The sequence below is a fragment of the Patiriisocius sp. genome (assembly GCF_051252435.1).
In the GTDB taxonomy this organism is placed as follows: Bacteria; Bacteroidota; Bacteroidia; order Flavobacteriales; family Flavobacteriaceae; genus Patiriisocius.
In genome coordinates this window covers 1-19552 of record NZ_JBPOFW010000006.1, presented here as the reverse complement: position 1 = coordinate 19552, position 19552 = coordinate 1, and the positions used below count along the sequence as shown (strand labels likewise).

19 protein-coding genes are annotated in these 19552 nt (G+C 34.0%); 6 read left to right on the top strand and 13 right to left on the bottom strand.

The window, feature by feature from the left end; translation table 11 throughout:
* Positions 1-158: 158 nt before the first annotated feature.
* Positions 159-1178 (bottom strand): helix-turn-helix domain-containing protein, encoded by a 1020-nt coding sequence (locus ACSHW7_RS12900; protein ID WP_435679779.1) that lies wholly within the window; start codon positions 1176-1178, stop codon positions 159-161.
* Between the two features lie 114 nt (positions 1179-1292).
* Between ACSHW7_RS12900 and ACSHW7_RS12895 the strand changes: the two genes are divergently transcribed.
* The 3 genes from ACSHW7_RS12895 to ACSHW7_RS12885 all read left to right on the top strand — a co-directional run bounded on the left by ACSHW7_RS12895 (position 1293) and on the right by ACSHW7_RS12885 (position 3657).
* Positions 1293-1826: a hypothetical protein gene (locus tag ACSHW7_RS12895; protein ID WP_435679778.1), complete on the top strand. Its 534-nt coding sequence runs from the start codon at positions 1293-1295 to the stop codon at positions 1824-1826.
* A gap of 212 nt (positions 1827-2038) precedes the next feature.
* Entirely contained in the window at positions 2039-2749 is a 711-nt protein-coding gene (locus ACSHW7_RS12890) for a Bax inhibitor-1/YccA family protein (protein WP_435679777.1), read from the top strand.
* A gap of 74 nt (positions 2750-2823) precedes the next feature.
* A complete protein-coding gene (locus ACSHW7_RS12885; RefSeq protein WP_435679776.1) occupies positions 2824-3657 on the top strand; it encodes a zinc-dependent peptidase in 834 nt (277 codons plus the stop codon).
* A 180-nt stretch (positions 3658-3837) separates the two neighbouring features.
* Here the strand turns inward: ACSHW7_RS12885 and ACSHW7_RS12880 are convergent, their stop codons facing one another.
* The 4 genes from ACSHW7_RS12880 to ACSHW7_RS12865 form a co-directional block, all read right to left on the bottom strand.
* Positions 3838-4806, bottom strand: a complete 969-nt coding sequence (locus ACSHW7_RS12880) for a YpdA family putative bacillithiol disulfide reductase (RefSeq protein ID WP_435679775.1) — start codon at positions 4804-4806, stop codon at positions 3838-3840.
* 88 nt (positions 4807-4894) lie between these two features.
* A complete protein-coding gene (gene rpe, locus ACSHW7_RS12875) occupies positions 4895-5554 on the bottom strand; it encodes a ribulose-phosphate 3-epimerase (RefSeq protein WP_435679774.1) in 660 nt (219 codons plus the stop codon).
* A 3-nt stretch (positions 5555-5557) separates the two neighbouring features.
* The gene (locus ACSHW7_RS12870; protein WP_435679773.1) at positions 5558-5956 is read right to left on the bottom strand and encodes a BLUF domain-containing protein; all 399 of its coding nucleotides are present in this window, start codon (positions 5954-5956) and stop codon (positions 5558-5560) included.
* Between the two features lie 83 nt (positions 5957-6039).
* Positions 6040-6435: a BLUF domain-containing protein gene (locus ACSHW7_RS12865; protein WP_435679772.1), complete on the bottom strand. Its 396-nt coding sequence runs from the start codon at positions 6433-6435 to the stop codon at positions 6040-6042.
* 964 nt (positions 6436-7399) lie between these two features.
* Between ACSHW7_RS12865 and ACSHW7_RS12860 the strand changes: the two genes are divergently transcribed.
* Genes ACSHW7_RS12860 through ACSHW7_RS12850 form a run of 3 tightly spaced genes read left to right on the top strand, consistent with a single transcriptional unit; the run spans position 7400 to position 10275 of the window.
* Positions 7400-8200, top strand: coding sequence for an MbnP family protein (locus ACSHW7_RS12860; protein WP_435679771.1), 801 nt, complete (start codon positions 7400-7402; stop codon positions 8198-8200).
* Positions 8201-8258: 58 nt separating this feature from the next.
* Positions 8259-9305 carry a cytochrome-c peroxidase gene (locus tag ACSHW7_RS12855; protein ID WP_435679770.1) on the top strand — a complete coding sequence of 349 codons (1047 nt, stop codon included), beginning with the start codon at positions 8259-8261 and terminating at the stop codon, positions 9303-9305.
* Positions 9283-10275, top strand: coding sequence for a hypothetical protein (locus ACSHW7_RS12850; protein WP_435679769.1), 993 nt, complete (start codon positions 9283-9285; stop codon positions 10273-10275). Before ACSHW7_RS12855 ends, ACSHW7_RS12850 begins: the two co-directional genes overlap by 23 nt.
* A 71-nt stretch (positions 10276-10346) precedes the next feature.
* Here the strand turns inward: ACSHW7_RS12850 and ACSHW7_RS12845 are convergent, their stop codons facing one another.
* From ACSHW7_RS12845 to ACSHW7_RS12810, 8 genes are all read right to left on the bottom strand, one after another.
* On the bottom strand, positions 10347-11000 hold the full coding sequence (locus ACSHW7_RS12845) for a hypothetical protein (protein WP_435679768.1): 654 nt from the start codon (positions 10998-11000) through the stop codon (positions 10347-10349).
* Positions 10990-11544 carry an RNA polymerase sigma factor gene (locus ACSHW7_RS12840; protein WP_435679767.1) on the bottom strand — a complete coding sequence of 185 codons (555 nt, stop codon included), beginning with the start codon at positions 11542-11544 and terminating at the stop codon, positions 10990-10992. Before ACSHW7_RS12840 ends, ACSHW7_RS12845 begins: the two co-directional genes overlap by 11 nt.
* A 32-nt stretch (positions 11545-11576) precedes the next feature.
* A complete protein-coding gene (locus ACSHW7_RS12835) occupies positions 11577-12608 on the bottom strand; it encodes a hypothetical protein (RefSeq protein ID WP_435679766.1) in 1032 nt (343 codons plus the stop codon).
* 62 nt (positions 12609-12670) lie between these two features.
* Positions 12671-14374: a T9SS type A sorting domain-containing protein gene (locus ACSHW7_RS12830; protein WP_435679765.1), complete on the bottom strand. Its 1704-nt coding sequence runs from the start codon at positions 14372-14374 to the stop codon at positions 12671-12673.
* 315 nt (positions 14375-14689) lie between these two features.
* The gene (locus ACSHW7_RS12825; protein WP_435679764.1) at positions 14690-15388 is read right to left on the bottom strand and encodes a pirin family protein; all 699 of its coding nucleotides are present in this window, start codon (positions 15386-15388) and stop codon (positions 14690-14692) included.
* A gap of 127 nt (positions 15389-15515) precedes the next feature.
* Complete coding sequence (locus ACSHW7_RS12820; RefSeq protein WP_435679763.1) at positions 15516-17447, bottom strand: OmpA family protein; 1932 nt, start codon at positions 17445-17447, stop codon at positions 15516-15518.
* Between the two features lie 18 nt (positions 17448-17465).
* Positions 17466-18395 carry a PorP/SprF family type IX secretion system membrane protein gene (locus ACSHW7_RS12815; protein ID WP_435679762.1) on the bottom strand — a complete coding sequence of 310 codons (930 nt, stop codon included), beginning with the start codon at positions 18393-18395 and terminating at the stop codon, positions 17466-17468.
* Between the two features lie 44 nt (positions 18396-18439).
* On the bottom strand, positions 18440-19552 hold a 1113-nt coding region (locus ACSHW7_RS12810), incomplete at its 5' end, for a gliding motility-associated C-terminal domain-containing protein (protein ID WP_435679761.1).

The following is a 19552-nucleotide window of genomic DNA, read 5'->3' as shown; positions in this document are numbered from 1 at the left end:
ACGTACTTTTAAATATGCAGTACTTTCACAAAATGGAATTCTTTCTGAGCAATTGAATTTTATAATTCTGGTAACAATGCGATTTATTTATTTGAATAAGCCATTGTTTCATTGGTTGTTAGTGGCTCCACCCAAATCTTTGAGTGGAGCTTTTTTTATTACCTAGTGTGATTCTTTTTTCTGAAATCTGAAGGAGGAATGCCATAACGTTCTTTAAAGACTTTGGAGAAATAGCTTTTGCTAGAGAGTCCAATTTTTTCTACAATTTCTGAAATATTATAATCGGTTTTATTCAAAAGTTTTTTTGCCAAATCCAGTCGGCAATTTTGAATATACTCATTGACCGTACTGTTGTGCAGATATTTAAAACCTTGTTGTAATTTATTTATATTGAGACCTACACGTTCAGCAATCTGTTCAATATTATCGAGGTCGTTTATTTCTTCTTCTATTATTGTCGTGGCTTTATTTACTTGGTTTACTTCAGATTTCCGAAGTAATGTTCTGTTACCGTCATCTTGAATATCATCGTGAAACTGGATGATTTGGTGCGTTAATATTTGATACGCTTTTCCTTCTAGATAGATGCGTCTTATAAAATCGTTGCTATCAAAACTCTCGCTGTTTCTAAATAGATCGGCAATTTGCAAACTAAAATATCCATTGTGGTAAAATTGTTTTGAAGCTTCCTTATCTCTAAAAAGATTTTTCAATTCGGGCGTCAAGTTTTTAAGCTCACAATCCATTTTGACCTTGAATTTTTCGCGATCAATTTCTAGGCTCCCTATTTCAATATTAGTGTTTGCTTTGAAGTGCAAAATATGACCATTTCGATTTTTACTTGCCACGATTGAACTTTGATATTGTTCAATAGTGTTGTTCTCTTTTCCATCTTGAAACCTATGGTCCAGTTGGCCCGCTAAACAATATAAAAATTTTAATGGGTGCACATCATCTACCACAAAATGAAATTCAACATCCTCGTTAAAAGTGCATTTATACATAATGATTCCGAAGCCTCCATCAAAGTTAATCCCTTTGATATAGCCGGTTCCGAGGTCCGGTGGCAGGTCAAGATGATACTCGCCGCAGTTTTCGTGATAGGGCACATCTAGGGCTTGTGCGATGTCTGTAATTACTTCAAAAAGGGGTAGAGATTGTACTGCAATTTTTTTCATGAGGTGGATTAAGTTGAAACATACAATATACTATTTATAAAGATTTGTTTCGGCAGAAATAATAAAAAATCGTACTTTCAATTTATTGATTAAGTTTAAGAAAAATAAAAAAAGATGAAAAGAATATTAGGAATAGGTTCAAGAATTAACCATCCCGAACATGGAAAAGGAGTAGTAACAAATGTGTCTCCCACCCAATATTGGGTGACATTTATAGACAATGGTCTTGAAACCATAGACGTAGATACAGATTTTGAAGTCATTGAATCTGCAGATGATGATGTGGACACCGTAAGTTTTTATGAAGTTGAAAATTCGCTCCGGGAAATTTTAAAAAAGTGGAGTGATGTAAGTGAAGTTGTGCCATTGGCAGATAAGTACAAAGGAGGAACGATGATTTTGCAACCTAAGGACGTGAGTCTTTCCAATAAAGAAATCCCTATCAACACCTTTTTCCATAAAATTGTAATGTTGCGCGATAGATTACGAGTGATGGAACAAAAAATAAATAGTAGTAAAACTATGGACGACCAAGACAAAGTAGATTTGCAACAATATATCACGCGCTGTTATGGCAGTTTGACTACATTTAATGTGCTTTTTAAAAGTAGTGCCCAGCATTTTAAAGGCGATAGTAGTAAAAAATAGAAATTCAATTTTTTAAATAACTTCGGAAATATAAAAGGGGAGAAGCGTTCTTGTTTCATTGCGTATAACGCTACAATCAAAGTTTTCAGAGATTATCAAATTTTATAAATTTTAAAGGTAATTTGAAATAAAATAGCACAGTATTTGATTATATTTAATTTCAGAATTTAAAAAAATTAACACTAAATTTTCCGCAAGAGCGGACAAGTACCATGGAAGAAATACAACAACCGCAATCACAACTTTTTATTCAAGACTTGACTTCAGAAAAAAGAGTTGCATTTTATAGAAAAACATACACTCACTTGGCATTGGCAGTTTTGCTTTTTGTGCTCGTAGAAATGGTGTTTTTTCAAATTGAACCTTTAGTAAATTTTGCACTTTCATTAACTCAAGGTTGGACTTGGTTATTAATGTTGGGTGGGTTTATGTTAGTAACGAGCTATGCAGAGAAAATGGCTATCGAAAATCATGATACCACAAAACAATACTTGGCTTTATTGATTTACGTAATCGCCGAAGCCTTTATTTTTATCCCGCTTATTTTTATGGCAATGTACACCGCGGGCGACGGAGGTTCTCATATTTTAAGTCAAGCTGCGATTATGACCTTGTCTTTATTTACAGGACTTTCTGCTATTGTTTTATTGACTAAAAAAGATTTTTCATTCTTGAAATCAATACTCGCTATTGGTTTTTTCATCGCATTAGGATTGATAATCGCTGGAACGTTGTTCGGTTTCAATTTAGGCCTTTGGTTCAGTGTGGGAATGATTGCATTGGCTTCTGGATCAATTTTGTACCAAACCTCAAACATGGTGCATAAATACAGCGAGGACCAATATGTAGGTGCAGCCTTAGGATTGTTCGCATCATTAATGTTATTATTTTGGTACATTTTGAGTATTTTAAACCGAAATTAGTCAACCTCAAAATATACTTTAAAGCACAAAATGCCGTTTAAATTATGAGCATTTTGTGCTTTTTATTTCAAAATATGGCAATACAATTTGTTAGTAGCAATTATGAATGGCTCGCACCTTACGCGTTGTCAATTGTGCTAATAGGTCTTTTGTTTTTCTTTTTTCGGATTTATGAAAATTGGTATGCTGACAACAAAGACAGGCCTTTGTACACAAATTTGTTTGTTTTTAGAAAGCTCACTCATTCACAAATAAAGATTTTAGAACTTCATTTTTCTTTCTACGGAAAATTGACCGTCAAACAAAAAAAGCAATTTCAACATAGGGTTTCAACTTTCATTTCAGAAAAGAATTTCGTAGGTCGCGAGGGACTCCATGTTACTGAAAAAATGAAAACGCTCATTGCGGCAGTAGGAGTGATGCTTAGTTTCGGGAGAAAAAATTATACCTATTCTCTCATTGATAACATCTTGATTTTCCCCAACGAATTTTATAGCAATAACAACGAGGCTTTTCATAAAGGAGAATTTAATCCCAAGGAAAAAACGCTCGTTTTTTCATGGAAAGATTTTGAAGACGGCTACTCCATTGAAGATGATAATATCAACTTAGGTATTCATGAATTTATGCACGCCATGCATATTGAAGCAAAGGTTTCAAACGATATTGATGCTTCTAGATTTTTAAAACAATTCAACGAAATCTTAAAAAGGTTGAGTAATGAAGAGCTTAAAAAATTATTGGATGAAACCCGATTTTTTAGAGACTACGCCTTCACAAATCAGTACGAATTTATGGCTGTCTTGGCTGAGTATTTTATGGAATCTCCCGCAGAGTTAAAAAGCACATTCCCTAAAGTGTATAATTTAGTGAGGACTTCATTAAACATGCGAGTGGCGGGGTATTGAATAGTCAATATTCTTTTAGTCGGTAGTTGGTAGTGAAAAAGCTGGTAGCGGGTAGGACGCCTTTGGCTGGTAGATGTAGTGAAAAAAGATGGAAATGTTCCCCTCGTTTTTTTAAGAAGGGGTGGTTCAGCTTTGCTGAATCGGGGTGGTTCTTAACATTCAGTATTCAATCTTTATTTTTCACTTCTTTAAGTCCTCAATAATCATTTTAGCATGTATCCTTGAATTCTCGATAAACCATTTATGCGTTTCGGTACCGCCACAAATAACACCGGCGAGGTAAAGACCACTTACGTTACTTTCCATAGTTTGCGGATTGTACTTCGGAATTTTATTTTCTTCGGAAATTTCAATTCCTGAAGATTTTAAGAAATCAAAATTAGGGCGATATCCCGTCAAAGCTACCACAGCATCATTCTTTATTTTTTTAATACCATCTGGAGTTTTAATGGTAATCTGTAAAGGTTCAATCTTTAAAATTTCCGAAGAGAAAAAGGCCTTGATGCTTCCTTCTTCAATACGATTGATGATGTCTGGGCGCACCCAATATTTTACACGTTCGCCTATTTCTTTTCCACGTACAATCATGGTAACGTCGCCACCTTTGCGGTAGATTTCAAGGGCAGCGTCAACGGCACTATTGCTTGCGCCAACGACGGCTACTTTTTGCATGACGTAGGGATGCGCTTCTTTGTAGTAGTGGGTTACTTTGGGCAATTCTTCGCCTGGTACTTTGAGTAGGGCGGGGATGTCGTAAAACCCTGTGGCGATGATTACATGACTCGAAATGTAGGACGCTTTGTTGGTTTTTACCGAAAAATTTTCGGCTTCCTTTTGAATATCTATTACAGTTTCAAATAAGTTGATTTCTAGCTCATTTGAGGTCGCAACCCTACGGTAATATTCGAGTGCTTCGTTTCTATCGGGCTTAGGGTTTTTACTTATAAATGGAATATTATCGAGTTCTAATTTTTCCGAAGTCGAAAAAAAATGCATGTTCAATGGATAGTTGAAAATTGAATTTGTCAACGCTCCTTTTTCTATCACTAAATAATCAATATTATTTTTTCTGCATTCAAGCGCACAAGCAATCCCAATGGGTCCCGCGCCAATAATAATGGTATTTTTTGAAATTTTATTTGAAGCCATAGTATCAAGTATGGTGCAAAAATAAAGGTTAAATATCAATCGAAATTCTGATTAACATTTAACCTTAAGGTTTTAACTATAATAAATTTTATTTCAGCAAATCTTTTAATCCGGCGATGGTTTGCGTTGGGTTTTCAGATTTGAATACATAGCTTCCGGCAACGAGTACATCTGCGCCAGCTTCGGCAAGTTGTTTTGCATTATTATTGGTAACGCCACCGTCGATTTCAATTTTAGTGGATGCTCCGTGATCATCAATCATTTCTTTTAGAGCTTCTACTTTATTGTATGTGTTTTCAATAAAACTCTGCCCTCCAAAACCTGGGTTGACACTCATCAAACAAACGAGGTCAATATCATTGATTACATCTTCTAAAAGGGCAATATTTGTATGTGGGTTCAATGCCACACCAGCTTGCATTCCTGCAGCTTTTATTGCTTGTAAGGTGCGGTGTAAATGCGTGCAGGCTTCGTAGTGAACAGTAAGTATGTTTGCGCCAAGGTCTGCAAATGTTTGAATATACCTGTCCGGGTCTACAATCATTAAATGCACATCAATGGTTTTTTTTGCGTGTTGTGTAATAGCTTTTAAAACAGGCATTCCAAAAGAGATATTTGGGACAAAAACACCATCCATGATGTCTATGTGAAACCAATCTGCTTCGCTATTGTTCACCATTTCAATATCGCGTTGTAGATTTGCAAAGTCTGCTGCGAGTATTGATGGTGCTATAAAAGTTTTGCTCATAACTTAAAGGATAAATGGACTTAACAAGCGTTGAAGCTTATCTGTCGTTGTATTTATATCATGCTCGCGAAGATACTTCTTTACATCCTCAAGTTGTTCATTTGTTCTTATAATATTAAAATGTGAGCGGTAATTGGCAAAGATGGCAACATCTTTGGGTTTGCTTATCACTTCAAAAATATCTGCATGTCGCGCGTCTTTCTTTATGATATCTTCAAACAGGGGAAGGATTTCATTTTTTTCTCCTTCGAGAATTTGAAAAAAGTTCCCCATCCCGTGAATCAAAATTCCGGTAATCGATTTTAGCGAATTTTTTGTGTATGTTTTGTTGAAGATGTCCTCAATTTCTTGAGGGGTCAAGCCCTCTTTGGCCTTGCTTATATAGCATATAGTATATCCCATACCCAAATGTACATTTTACTAAAATCTGAGATTAATGGAAAACAGTATTTATTTAACACAAAAAATAAAATTCTTTTTGAATTTTAAATGATAAATGTGTTCAACAAACGCTGAAACTTATTTGAAGTGCTACTTATGTTATTTAGTGAAAGATATTCTTGAAGATTAATTAGCTCTTCACTCGATTTAATAATCTTAAAGAGCGAATTATATTCTGAAAAAACGGCTGGGGCATTTTTGCTTGTAATTTCAAAAACGTCTTTATGTCTTGGGTCAACTTTAATATGCTCATCATAAAGTTCTTTTACCGTCTTTTCATCCCCTTCGAGTACTTGGAAAAAATTCCCTAAACTGTAAAGTAAAATTCCCGTAATATTTTTTGCCACATTATTTTCCTGTGTAATCAAGAAAATAAGTTCCACCGAAGCTTCATTTAGGCCTTCCATGGCCTTACTGGTATAACAAATAGTATAATTCATAGATCAAAAAATCACTTTACAAAAGTCATAAAAATAGTTGAGATAAAAAAAACCTCCGGTAATCAGCCGGAGGCATTCATCAATCAAAAAACGAACAGTTTAATTTGAGCTTTCGCACAAAAATACTGTCGTTAGGGTTTATGGGTTCAATATTTATGTTTTTTTAAAATTACAGATTTGGCTTATACAAATAACGTAAAATAGGTCTAATATATATAATACGAAAATTGGATTTAAAAGGTTACAAAATACTAATAATCATAAATAATTAGAATTTTTGGGGGAGAAGTTTTCTAAATTATTTTGTTGCTTTCAGCCTCATAATTTTTCGTTTTATAGTATTTTTGTAACATTAAATTTTACTTCTCTGAAATTTTTTTTCGTCATAACATTGTTCATTAGTATCGCCTCAAGGCCTATGTATCATGTTGGGTACTTTGCGTACTTCCAACTCAATATTGATTATATTATTGAAAAGTATTGTGTGAATAAAGATGTTCCAGAGATGTCGTGTAATGGTAAGTGTCATTTGTCAAAACAATTGCTTTCCAGTTCTTCGAATGATGGAGATTCAAATAATTCTACATTGCATATTGTAGAGTCTTTTTTCCCTTTGTATTTCCACTTTCAAAATGAAATAGAGTTTTCTAAGATATTTGTTTCGAAAAAGGAAGTTTCTTCTAAAATTGAAGAATTTTACACGTTTGATTATAGTTATTTTCATTTCAAACCTCCCATAGTTTAGATTTTATTTTTTATGCATTGCCTTTATTTTATTGGGGCAATGGTGTTGGCGTTATTTTGGTTTTATTTCCGAAGAGATATCTTATGGCTCAATTTTTAAAACGAGACCCTAATTTAAAGTCGCTTTAGGATAAGACTGTTTATGGCTAGCATTCGTATTCCATTAATTTGGGATTAAAATAAATTTTGGAAAAAAAAATAAACAAAACAATTTATAAAAATGAAAATATTAAAATATACACTTGCCATACTATCGTGTGCGATTATCATATCATGTTCAAGTGATGACGACGGTTCGGGAGAAGTTTTAACCGGGCAAACAGGAAATCTAATTATAAAATTTGATAATGGAGTAGCAGACCAAGATTTTATTTTTGGAACTACCTACAACAAATCTAATGGGGAATCCTATAAATTAGATAACCTTAAATATATAGTAAGTAACATACGGTTTACAGATATAGAAGGAAATATCTTTGAGTATCCTACTGCAGATAATGTATTTATTGTAGATGAAATGGATGGTAACAACGCTGGAGAAATATTTATTACATTAAGCAACGTTGATGCGGCAGATTATGTATCTATAACATTTGGTGTAGGAATTGATCAAGAACGATTTTTACTTGGAGCAGATGGACAGGGAGAGTTTTTAGAGCATGCCGCTGAGGAAGGTATGATGTGGAGTTGGGCATCTGGTTATAAGTTTATTAGACTTGATGGAACTTACTCAAGCGCAACAATAGATAATGAAGCATTAAATGTTCATATGGGGAGTGTAGGTACATCTCTTGACAACTATAAAGAAGTAACGCTTGCACTAGGTAATAATGCTCGAGTAAGGACTGATAAAACTCCAGAAATACATATTAAGAGTGATATTTCAAGGGTGTTTGATGGTGCTACCTCGGTTAACTTTATGGATGGTTACGATCAAGTTCATACAGATGCTATTGAAACTGCAGTAATAGCTACAAACATTCAAGGTATGTTTGCTGTAGATCACGTACATAACGAATAATGAATAAAGAGCTACTGAGGTTTAAAAAACTTCGGTAGCTCTTTTTAAAACAAATCGTATGAAAAATATATTTTTTTTAGGGTTAGGGCTGTTTTTTCTCTTTTCGTGTTCAAATGATGCAGATGTGCCCGTTTATGAGGCAGTACCTGTACAATTTGAGATTCCGTCAAATTTTCCTGAGTTGGCTTACAATATAGACAATAACTTAGTTACTGAAGCAGGTTTTGAGTTAGGGAAAAAGCTATTTTACGAGGGTAAACTGTCGTCAAACAATGCTATTGCATGTGCTTTTTGTCATGAACAAGCATTTGCATTTACACATCATGGCCATACCTTAAGTCATGGAGTAAACGGTGGAGTAGGTTTTAGAAATGCACAGCCCATTCAAAATCTAGGCTTTCAAAGTTTGTTTATGTGGGATGGTGCGGCATCACATTTGGACCTCCAGCCCATAATTCCTATTACGAGTGAACTAGAAATGGGAGAGACGCTCAGCAATGTTATTTCTAAACTTAAGGAAGATACTTATTACCAAGACCAATTTGTTAGAGCATTTGAAGATGGTGAAATCAACACCGAAAACATGTTAAAGGCATTATCACAATTTATGGTAATGATGATTTCTTCAAATTCTAATTATGATAAATTTATTAGAAACGAAGAGGGGGTGACATTGTCACCACTTGAAATGGATGGATTGCAAACATTTGATAACAAATGTAGTTCCTGCCATGCTACCGATTTGTTTACAGACCAAACCTTTAGAAACAATGGATTACATGTTAATCCATTATTAGAAGATAAAGGTCGTTTCAATGTTTTAGAAGATCCAAATGACCTTTATAAATTTAAAGTTCCCAGCCTTAGAAATATTGAATTTACATATCCATATATGCATGACGGTAGATTTTCAACATTAGAGGCTGTACTCAATTTTTATGATACAGGTATGGTGGATAATGGAAATGTTGACCCATCATTATTGAGAGACAACAATACGTACGGGATTTCCCTTACATCTTATGAAAAGGAAAGTTTAATTGCTTTTCTAAAAACATTGACAGACACTAAATTTTTAGAAGATGAACGTTTTTCAGAATTTTAAACAAATAGCAATAATTTTTTTGTTGCTAATTGGGAGCGTCAATTCTTCAGATGCATGTGATATCCTTACAGAACATAGTGATTTTGAACCGCAAAAAGTTTTTTGTGACCTCTGTGGATGTGCTACAAGTAGTGGAAGTTTTGGTTATGGTACACTAGGTAATTCAAACTTTATTGGAGTGCGTTATATGTATCAAAATTATGAATCTAAAAATGGGATATTTGAAAATTCACCAATTAGCAAAGAAACATTCAATACATACCAAATATGGGCACAAGTGCCTATTAAAGATTCTTTTTTTGTCAACGCGACAATACCATATCAATATCTTAACAGGTCTTTTAATGGAATCGATGAAAACTTAAATGGATTGGGAGACATAAGCGTTATTGGTTGGTATAAGTATGTTTTTTATAAGGATAAAAAATCAGATAATATAGATTTTTCAGTAGAGAAAGAAAACTCTGGTCACTCTGTTCAAATAGGATTAGGAGCTAAACTCCCTACGGGTAAATTCGAAGAACGATTGGCAGATAATATAAACCCAGGATTTCAAGTTGGAACGGGTAGTTTAGATGTTATACTTTCGGCTGGTTATAATTATGCTGGTAACAAAATAGGCTTAAATACTTTGATAAGCTACTATGCAAAAAGTGAGAACAAGAATGAATATAAGTTTGGTGATCAGTTTAGTTACGCTACAAACCTATACACATTGATGGCTCGAGAGAAGATGAAGATTACGCCGTTTATTGGGGTTTCTGGAGATGTTTACGGAAGTATAGAACAGTATGGACAAACTTTAAATGCTACTAATGGTTCAATATTAAATGCTACTTTAGGTACAGAGCTAACTGTAAAAACTTTCATCTTTGGTGCCAGTTATACGTTGCCTCTATACCAGAATTTGTTTGATGATAATGTACAGTCAAAACAGAGAATATCCCTTTACTTTAACGTTGTGCTCTAATTGAGCTAACACGTATCTTTTATTAAAACAAGATGATAAAAAATGCCCGCATTATTGCGGGCATTTAAAATTTACAAAGAGTCTTTCTTTTTCTCCATTTTTGAATTTAACTCGGTAATCGAGTCTAGACTTTTTTGCAGTTGGATGTTTTTTTGAACCACACTATCCATCAATTTTTTGTTTTCGGTAATGATGTCCTCTTTCGTTTTGCTATTGTAATAGCGGTAATTTTTTGTCACATCATAATCTTCATCTATTACTCTTTCTTTAGTTTTTTTAAGTTTGGGAGTAGATTGGGTTGCTTTTTCTTCTGAAATTTCAATCTCATTATCATCTTTAGATACCATTTGCCCATCGGTTTTAGTAGTGGTTCCTTCCGAAATTTCTCCCTCAATATATTTTTTATTTAATTTTTCACCTGGATTGATTTCTTCGTTGTTATCTATTTCCGAAGGTGTTGTTGGGCTGTTTTTATCATTACTGTTATTTGTTTTTTGCGTATCGACAATGTTAATTGGGTTATCATTTAAGTCTGTTATTATGTAAATACCTAGAAGGCCAATGAGCAAAATGCCTGCTCCCCAAATCCAGAATGCTCTCTTTCGACGACGATCTCTATGGTCCAGCGATTCGTTGATTTTTTCCCAAATAGCTGGTGGTGCCTGCTTTGTTGCACCTTCTAACTTTTTTTCAAAAGCGTTTCCTATTTCTTTTTCATTTTTCATACACCTTGGTATTTGGAATATTTCTATATATGTTTATTTTATCTCTCAATTGGAGCTTAGCACGATGGTAATTTGATTTGGACGTACTTTCAGTAATTCCTAACATGGTACTTATCTCTTTGTGACTAAAACCGTCCAATTGATACAAGTTAAAAACCAGTCTATATTGATCAGGCAATTCTTGAATACAGGTTAATAATGTATCCAGCGAAATGTATTCTAACTCCTCCTCAATATTCACGTTGTCTTCTAGAATGTCATCATTTATTTCAATGGCGACTGGTTTTTTAGTTTTGTATTTGTCAATCGCTTTAAAAATAGTGATGCGTTTCATCCATCCTTCAAAAGAACCACCGTGCCTATACGTTTTAATCCTATCAAAAATGGTCATAAAGCTATCGTGCAGATTATCCTCGGCGTCTGCTTGATTGCGACAGTACTTTAATGAAAGAAAATACAGCGTGTCTTTATACTCTGCATACAGGGAGCTCTGTGCGTTTCTATCATTTTTTATGCATTGTTTAATAAGGTGGTTTAAATCCAATATTTTTAGGTTTGTTGAATTTTTAAACAATTTTATCCTTCAGGACAGGGTGCTACTTCTAGCGTAATTTCTTTGATTTGTAAAAGCTCTTGGGTTTCAATATACGCAGTTCTCACAAAAATAGTCTGTGGATTTGTGGTGTTTGTATATTCGGTATTTGAAATCGGGTTGATGGCTTCAAGGGCATCCATTTCGGTTTCATAAAAATTATGTGTTATAGCTTCAAGTGCATTGTGCCCAAAAGGTATTTCAAAGCAAGAAGTATAACTTAAAAAATTAAATACAGCTTGTCCCGGTGTGTCGTCTGCTTCGCAAGCTCTCAATGTTGAGCTGTTACAATCTAATGAACAATCTTTTTTGAGCGCAACATTTGTTCCGTCGTTTTCAAGATAAATATCATTAAGGGTACGAAGTTCGATTGTCCAATTTGCATCCCAGAATGTTTCAATATCTTCGTCATCGTTGAGGTCGATATTCAAGTATAGCACATCTCCAATATATAAGGTAACCCAAGTTCCAAAATAAACATTGCTTTGATGATGGAATTCAACTTTCCCACTACTTTTTAGTGAATAGACACTACCTTCATAATCGTTTGGTTCGTCGTCAACGGGGACTACTTTCCAGTTACAATCTTTAAGTGTGTTATTACAACGAATTTGATATTCCTCTTTGGCACACCGTTGTATGGCTTCCTTAAGTTGCTCATTTGTTTCTATATTGACTACCTCTCCATTTTCAAGTGTTCCTGCGATAGGGTAGTTGATGCTAATAGTGTTGTTTTCTGGTACATTATCTAAAAACTGCACAAATTGAAAATCATCAAAAATTGCAGTAGCTCTTACAATCTCGCCAGCCGTGTCAAATTCAAAAACCGTAAATGAATAATTAAACTTTATACAATCAATGCTAAGGTCATCACTACCGGCAGTGCTCTGTAAGAAGTTGAACAGTTCTTCATCAACCATATTTCGGTTTATGATATCTTCTGCCACAGGTTCATCTTGGCACGAAATGATTACTGCAGCAAAGACGAATAACAATATTTTAAAAATCTTTTTCATAGCAATTTTTTAAGTGTTCTTTTCTTATAGTCTACGGGTGTCGTAAAAAGTTGCGTGTTTTTTTACTCTTTTATCAATTTGATGGTTTGGCTGGTATTTCCAACCGAAATATTACAGAGATAAAGTCCATTGGCTTCAGGTAATTTGAAAAGTACATTTTCTTCCTGCTGAAATTTCTGCTCAAAAACCACTTGATCGAGCATGTTGCAAATAGTCACTTTGATTGCGCTGTTTGTATTGGGAACTCTTAAATTAACAATGCCAGTAGTAGGGTTTGGGTAGGCTACAATTTCCGAAGCGCTAATTGTATTGTCTCCAATACTTAATGTGAGATTGTTCAGCTTGATAACAAAAGCGTCTGCATTTCCATTTGATGTAATATTGTTAACGCCAATTCCAGGTTGTAAATCTGCAGTGTCTCTAAAAGTTCCACCAATTATAATTGCGTCATTGGCGTCTATTGCTGCTGCAGCACCAGTATCTCTATCTGGGCCTCCCATGCTATAAGCTGCTTTAAATTCGCCTTCGTTATTTAATTGTAAAACAAATATTTCTTTACCGCCATTAGAAGTTAGTTCGTAGATTCCAGCTCCTGGGTCAAAATCGACTGTTTTTAAAAACTTACCTGAAACAATTACGTCATCTTGACTGTTTGTAGTAATTGAAAAGCCTTCGTCAGGATCAAAATCGTCACTCCCAATTGCTTTCGCCCAACTTAGACCACCAGCTTCAGTAAGTTTGACTATGAATATATCAGAATTTCCTTGTGATGTTATTTCAAAAATACCTGCATTAGGATTTACATCCATAGTCCCGCCAAAACCACCGGTAAGCAATATATTGTTGTTGGAATCTAAACTTGATTCTCTAAGACGTTGGTCAACATCACCATTGCCAAAACCCTTTGCCCAAACCAATTGTTGTGCATTTGTATATTTTGCTACAAAGTAGTTAGTTCCTCCTGTACTTGTTAATTCTTCAACACCGTTGGTTGGGTCAAAATCTACAGTGCCACTAAATGTACCCGTTATAATTATGTTATTATTAGTGTCCTCTAAAACGTTTAATGGTATCACTGAACCTGCGCCGGAACCTCCATATGAAAATACATGTACAAATTGTAAACTAGGCGTTACGGTAAGTACAAATGCGTTTCCATTTGCTGAATTTAAATTCACAACCCCTGTGCCTGGGTCAAAATCTACCAATCCAAAAAACGATCCAGTCAAAATTACGTTTCCATTTTGAGCAATTTCAACTCCATTTAAATAGTCAAAACTCTCACCTCCAAAACTAAAACCATTACTGAAACTACCGTTATCGTTTAAGGCGATTATAAACCCATCTTCTTGTCCTTCAGTTTCTACAATAAATTCATCTGTTCCAGGGTCTAGGTCTAAAGTGTCGCTAAATTCGCCCACAATATATATTTTACCTTCATCAGTAACTGCAAAATCTCTCGCATAATCTAAATCTGTTTCAGCACCTATAGCTATTGCCCAAACAAGAGCCCCTTCGCTATCTAGTTTTTGAACATATATGTCATTAAAACCATTTGATGTAAGATTAAAAACGTCGTTTCCAGGATCAAAGTCAACCGTTCCATTAAACTCACCCAAAACATATACATTATTTTCGCTGTCTGTTTTTATAACCCTAACGGTCTCATAATCTTCTGAGCCAATTGTATTTAGCCAAGCAACATCTTGCGCATTAACAAATGAGGTAATTATTAAACAGATACATAATATTTTAAACTTTTTCATAACAATTTTTTAAGGATTCTTTTCTTGTAGTCTACGGGTATCGTAAAAAGTTGCGTGACTTTTTACTCTTTTATCAGTTTTAGGGTCATCAAGTGTTTTCTGAAATTAAAATGAAATCAAAAATCTGTTATGATTTTAAATTTTAAGTAGGGTGTTTTTATTTGCTGAAATTTCTGCTAAAACCATTTGGAAGAGCACGCTAGCAAGAATACCGGAGGCTGCTCCGGAAATGTTTCGATGGAGAATGAAAGTAGAGAGGTTTGGAAAGATTAAAATTTCCGAGGTATTTTTAGAGGAAAGACTTGTGAAAAATTATTATAATTCAAATAATAAAAAATTTGAATCCGTTTCAGCTTTTAAGCTAAACTCTTCAATATCCCATATAAAAAAAGTGTCCAATTCATTTAATTGTGTTTGATTAACTTGAAGATTTCCTTTTTGATTTATAATGATACAACCGTTCTTATTATTTTTGAGCGTATATGTAGAAGTGTGTGAAGTATTAAAATTTCCGTAGTGCATATAAAAATCCTGTGGAATTGAAATCGAATTTTTTTCAGCGTTATTTGGAGTTATGAGTGTTTCTAAAACATTTTTATTGTTTGAAATCGTGATGAGCTTGCTTTTATCTTTTATATCATTTTTTTTAGCTGTAATTCCCATACTGATACATTCTAGATAATTTGTACTACTTTGATTATATTCAAAATGTTTGATTCCATAAACAGGATTTAACCATAAAATTTGATTTGGTTTTAGCTCATTTGTTTCACCATCATTTGTTTTTTGAATTAATGTGCCAGAAAGTTGAATGGTGATTAATTCTTCATTTCCATGGTCATGGGGAAGTATTCCCATATTGGGGTTGATGAAACAATGTTTTAGATGTCCAATTTTCTTAAAAGGATTTTTTTTGAATTTTTCGAAATAGATAGCATTGTAAAAATTATAAACAGTAAATGATATTTGTTTTTCAACCTTTCTTTCATTTGCTTTAAGCAGTAGCGATTCCATAACCATTTGGATAATTGATTTTACTTCATGGGATTGAAGAAAAATATTCATAATAACAGAGTTGGGGAACTATGTTAAATATAAACAAAAAAAGATTATTTGTAAAATGTTTCAGATGAATAGCATATTATTTTTTTATAATTATAAAATCAGATCTTCTGTTTATGTCATATTCTTCATCACTACAGCGAACTCCATCCACACATTTGTTGAGAGGTCTACTTTCTCCAAAACCATTAGCGCTTTCAATTCTTTCTATGGCAATCCCTTGTTCATAAAGGTAAGTCTGCGTCGCTTTTGCTCTTCGGTCAGAAAGGTCAAGATTGTATTTTGATGCTCCTCTTGAATCTGTGTGCGCTTCAATTTTGATAACCATATTTGGGATTTCTTTCATTACTTCCGCAGCTTTATTTAAAACTAAAGCAGCTTCTGGTGTAACTTCTGCTTTATTATATTCAAAAAATATGGGATCCATTTTTATCTTTTCAACCCCTTTTTCATCCTTGATAATTATGTCTTCTATTTTATTGAGTTCAAAATTTACTTCTGGTGTAGCTTGTTCATTAATATCTCCAGTTGTTATGGTGTCAAATTTTTCAAGATATTTTTCTTTCGTAGCCAGTATAGTAATCTTGTTTTTACACGGTATTTTAACTTGATACCTACCTGCAACATCTGTTAGTACGGTTTGCATTATAGAGTCGAGTGAGTCTGTAACGGTCACAAGAACGCCTTCAAGTTTTTTCTTTGATAATTTGTCAATTATGGTTCCTGAAATGTATTGATCACAAGGTAATGGAGCACGTTCAAAATAATAAATATCATCATCTCCTTTGCCACCTTCGCGATTAGAGGAGAAGTAGCCAGTATTTTCGTTTTTGTTAAAAATTAGATGAAAATCATCATACGAAGTATTGACAGTTTTTCCTAAATTTTCAGGAATTGAAAAGGTTTTGTTCTCTTCAAATTTAGCTTCATAAATATCGATACCGCCAAAACCCACATGACCATTTGATGAAAAGTATAATATGTTTTCTTTAAAAACGGGGAAGAAATCATTCCCTGCTGTATTAATTTTAGCGCCAGCATTTACTGGCGAAGAGAGTTTTCCGTCATCATAAATTTTACAATAATAAATATCGGCTTCACCAAAACCTCCAGGCATGTCTGAAGCAAAAAACAAATATTTTCCGTCATCACTTACTGAGGGATGTCCCGTACAATAATCTTTGGTGTCAAAAAATAGAATTTCTTTGCCCGTGATTTTTCCGTCTTCTATCTTTCCTTTATAAAGGCTAAAATTATTATTGTTTGAATCATCTAAGACCAATTTATTTTTTTTCAATGTATTAGATGTATAATAAACATCATTAGATTCTGGCACAATTGCTAAGGTTGAATCATGAAATTTTGAACCTGCCTGCGAGGCAAAAAGTTTGGGCTCTCCAAGACTGCCGTCCTCATTTTGATTTGAAACAAACTGACTCAAATAGGGTTGTTCGTTCCATGCATAGAGTTCTTTGGCGGCTCCAGGTCTAGAGGAAGAAAAAATAAGCTGATTTTTATAAATGATATTTGCAAAATCTGAGTATTTTGAGTTTATCTCAACATTAGTCAATGAATATCTTGACGGTTGAGTGTCTGCTTCCAGTACTCTAAAAGCTTTAATCTCTTCGTTATAAAGTGATAATGCTTCGGTATTGCCATTTTTTGCAAGATGTTTGGTAAAAATAGCATCAGCTTTATCATATTCTCTAATGCTTCTTAAACTATGAACATATCTTTTTAAATAAGGTTCAGAAAGCAGCTTGTCTTCAGAAGAAGCCTTTTCATAATATGTTACAGCCTTACGCATTTCATTTATATTGTAATTTGCATCTGCAGCTTTTAAATATATTTCTGCTGAAATATTATTTTCATCTTCAATATAGCTATTGTATTCTTCGGCTGCAGCTGTAAATGCGTTTGAATCAAATAGCTTGTCTGCTTTTCTTATTTGTGATTGTGAAAAGCAAGAAATAGTAAAAAAAACGAATATATAGCGTACGTGTGTTTTCATAAGTATTGTCTTTCAGGTTTAAAAAAATCTTGGCGAGTTTATTCTTCGGTTCTTTTTTGGTAAGGTGTAGCGTAATACAATTTCATGCGTACCAGAATTATAATTGGTAAGATCTGTAAATGTGTAGTCATAGGAATAGCCTATAAAAATACCGTTGGTTATTTCAATTCCAGCGAGTGCACTAATGGCATCTTCGTATCTGTAAGCAACTCCTATAGAAAATTTTTCTTTTATTAGAAAGTTTGCAGATACATCTACCACAAATGGAAAACCCTCAAGGTATTTTGCTAAAAAAGTGGGTTTAAATTTTAAGTCTGGGTTCACTTCAAATACATATCCACCAATTAAAAAATATTGAATTTCTTCTTCACCAATAGCCTGTTCAACGTCATCAAAATACCTGTTGGTAATAAAATCGGGTACAGAAAAACCCAAATACCAATTATCTGTATATAAATATCCACCAGCTCCTAAAATCGTTGATGTCATATTGTTTACATTCATGTTTGCTGGGTCATTTTCATTTTGAAATTCTCCCCTCGAAAAATCTACGTTAAATATTTTAGCTCCGGCCTTAAGACCAAGCCCCAATTTTAAAGTTGAATTTAATTTAAGGGTATATGAAAAGTTACCATCCACGTAAAACTGATTTGCAGGCCCTATTTTATCATTTTCAATATTGAGTCCTATTCCAATTTTGTCATTTCGTAACGGAGTGTGTATCCCAAAATTTTGAGTGATGGGAGCTCCATCAATACCCATCCATTGATTTCTGTAAGAGGCTACAATATCTAGCGTTTCTAATGATCCAGTATATCCCGGATTGATACTCATCGTATTATAAAGGTATTGACTGTATTGCGGGTTTTGTTGTGCAAACACAACCGTAGATGCAAGCATCAATGCTGGCAATACTATTTTTCTATTTAACAATATATATAAGTTCATAGCGTAGTATTTTATGTTGAAACTTTTTTTGAAGAAAACTTTGATTATTTCACAATAAAAATCCAACCAACGAGTGGGTCTTTATTATCTTTTAAATCAAGTACATAATAGTATGTGTCAGAAGGAAGAACTTCATCTTTATTGGCAACACCATTTACATTGGCACATCCATCCCAAGAATTATCATAACGGTTCTTTTTATAAACCAAGCTTCCATAACGATTGAATATTTGCAGCGTGTTATTTGGAAATTTCTCGATACAAGAGACTACAAATAAATCGTTAATGCCGTCTGAATTTGGGGAAAATTCATTGTAAACCTTTAAACAACTTGGAAAAACAGTTACTTCGGAGCTATTGTTGGAAGGGTCAGAATCAAAAGGAGTTGAAGATATAATGAAGGCGGTATTTAGATAATCGCCAGTTCCCAAAACTTCAGCTTTTAAAGTAAGAATAGCAGTTTCATTTGCGGCAAGAACATCTATACTCCAAATTCCAGTAGTTGGATCATAAATTCCTATGGATGTTTCAAATTCTGAAATAGTATAACCTGAAGGTATCTGTTCGCTAATTTCTAAATCGAAAAAGTCACTTGGCCCAAGGTTTTCAACCGAAATAGTAAATGTTACAATTTCACCTACATTTGGTTCATCTTCATTAACAACTTTTGAAATAATAATATCTGCACAAACTTCCACTATTTCATTAAAGGTAGTTGTAGCTCCAGAACCACATCCAGAAACTGAATCATAAGACACACTTACCGAAGTATTGTTCAGTTCTGTCCATTCTATTTCAATAAAATTATCGTTTGTTCCTCCACCATTTATAATTTCACCACCTGTAAAACTCCAGATGTAATTCGTGTTGCCTGTTTCCGTGGTATATTCAATTATAGTATTAAGACATATAGCATCACCTCCATTTGAGCTTATTGTTGGATCACTCGATGAGAAAATTTCCACCATAACCATTAATCTCACTGAACTTTCACATCCTGCGATTGTCTGCGAGGCATAATAGTTCTGTCCATCCATCAATGGGTCTGATGGCGCATATGCGTTTCCACCGTTGGGCGCGTCGTACCAAGTTATGTTCGGTTCGTTTGTCTGTAAATCTGCGATGGTTGGATTGTCGATTGCGCAGAATTCCTGCGT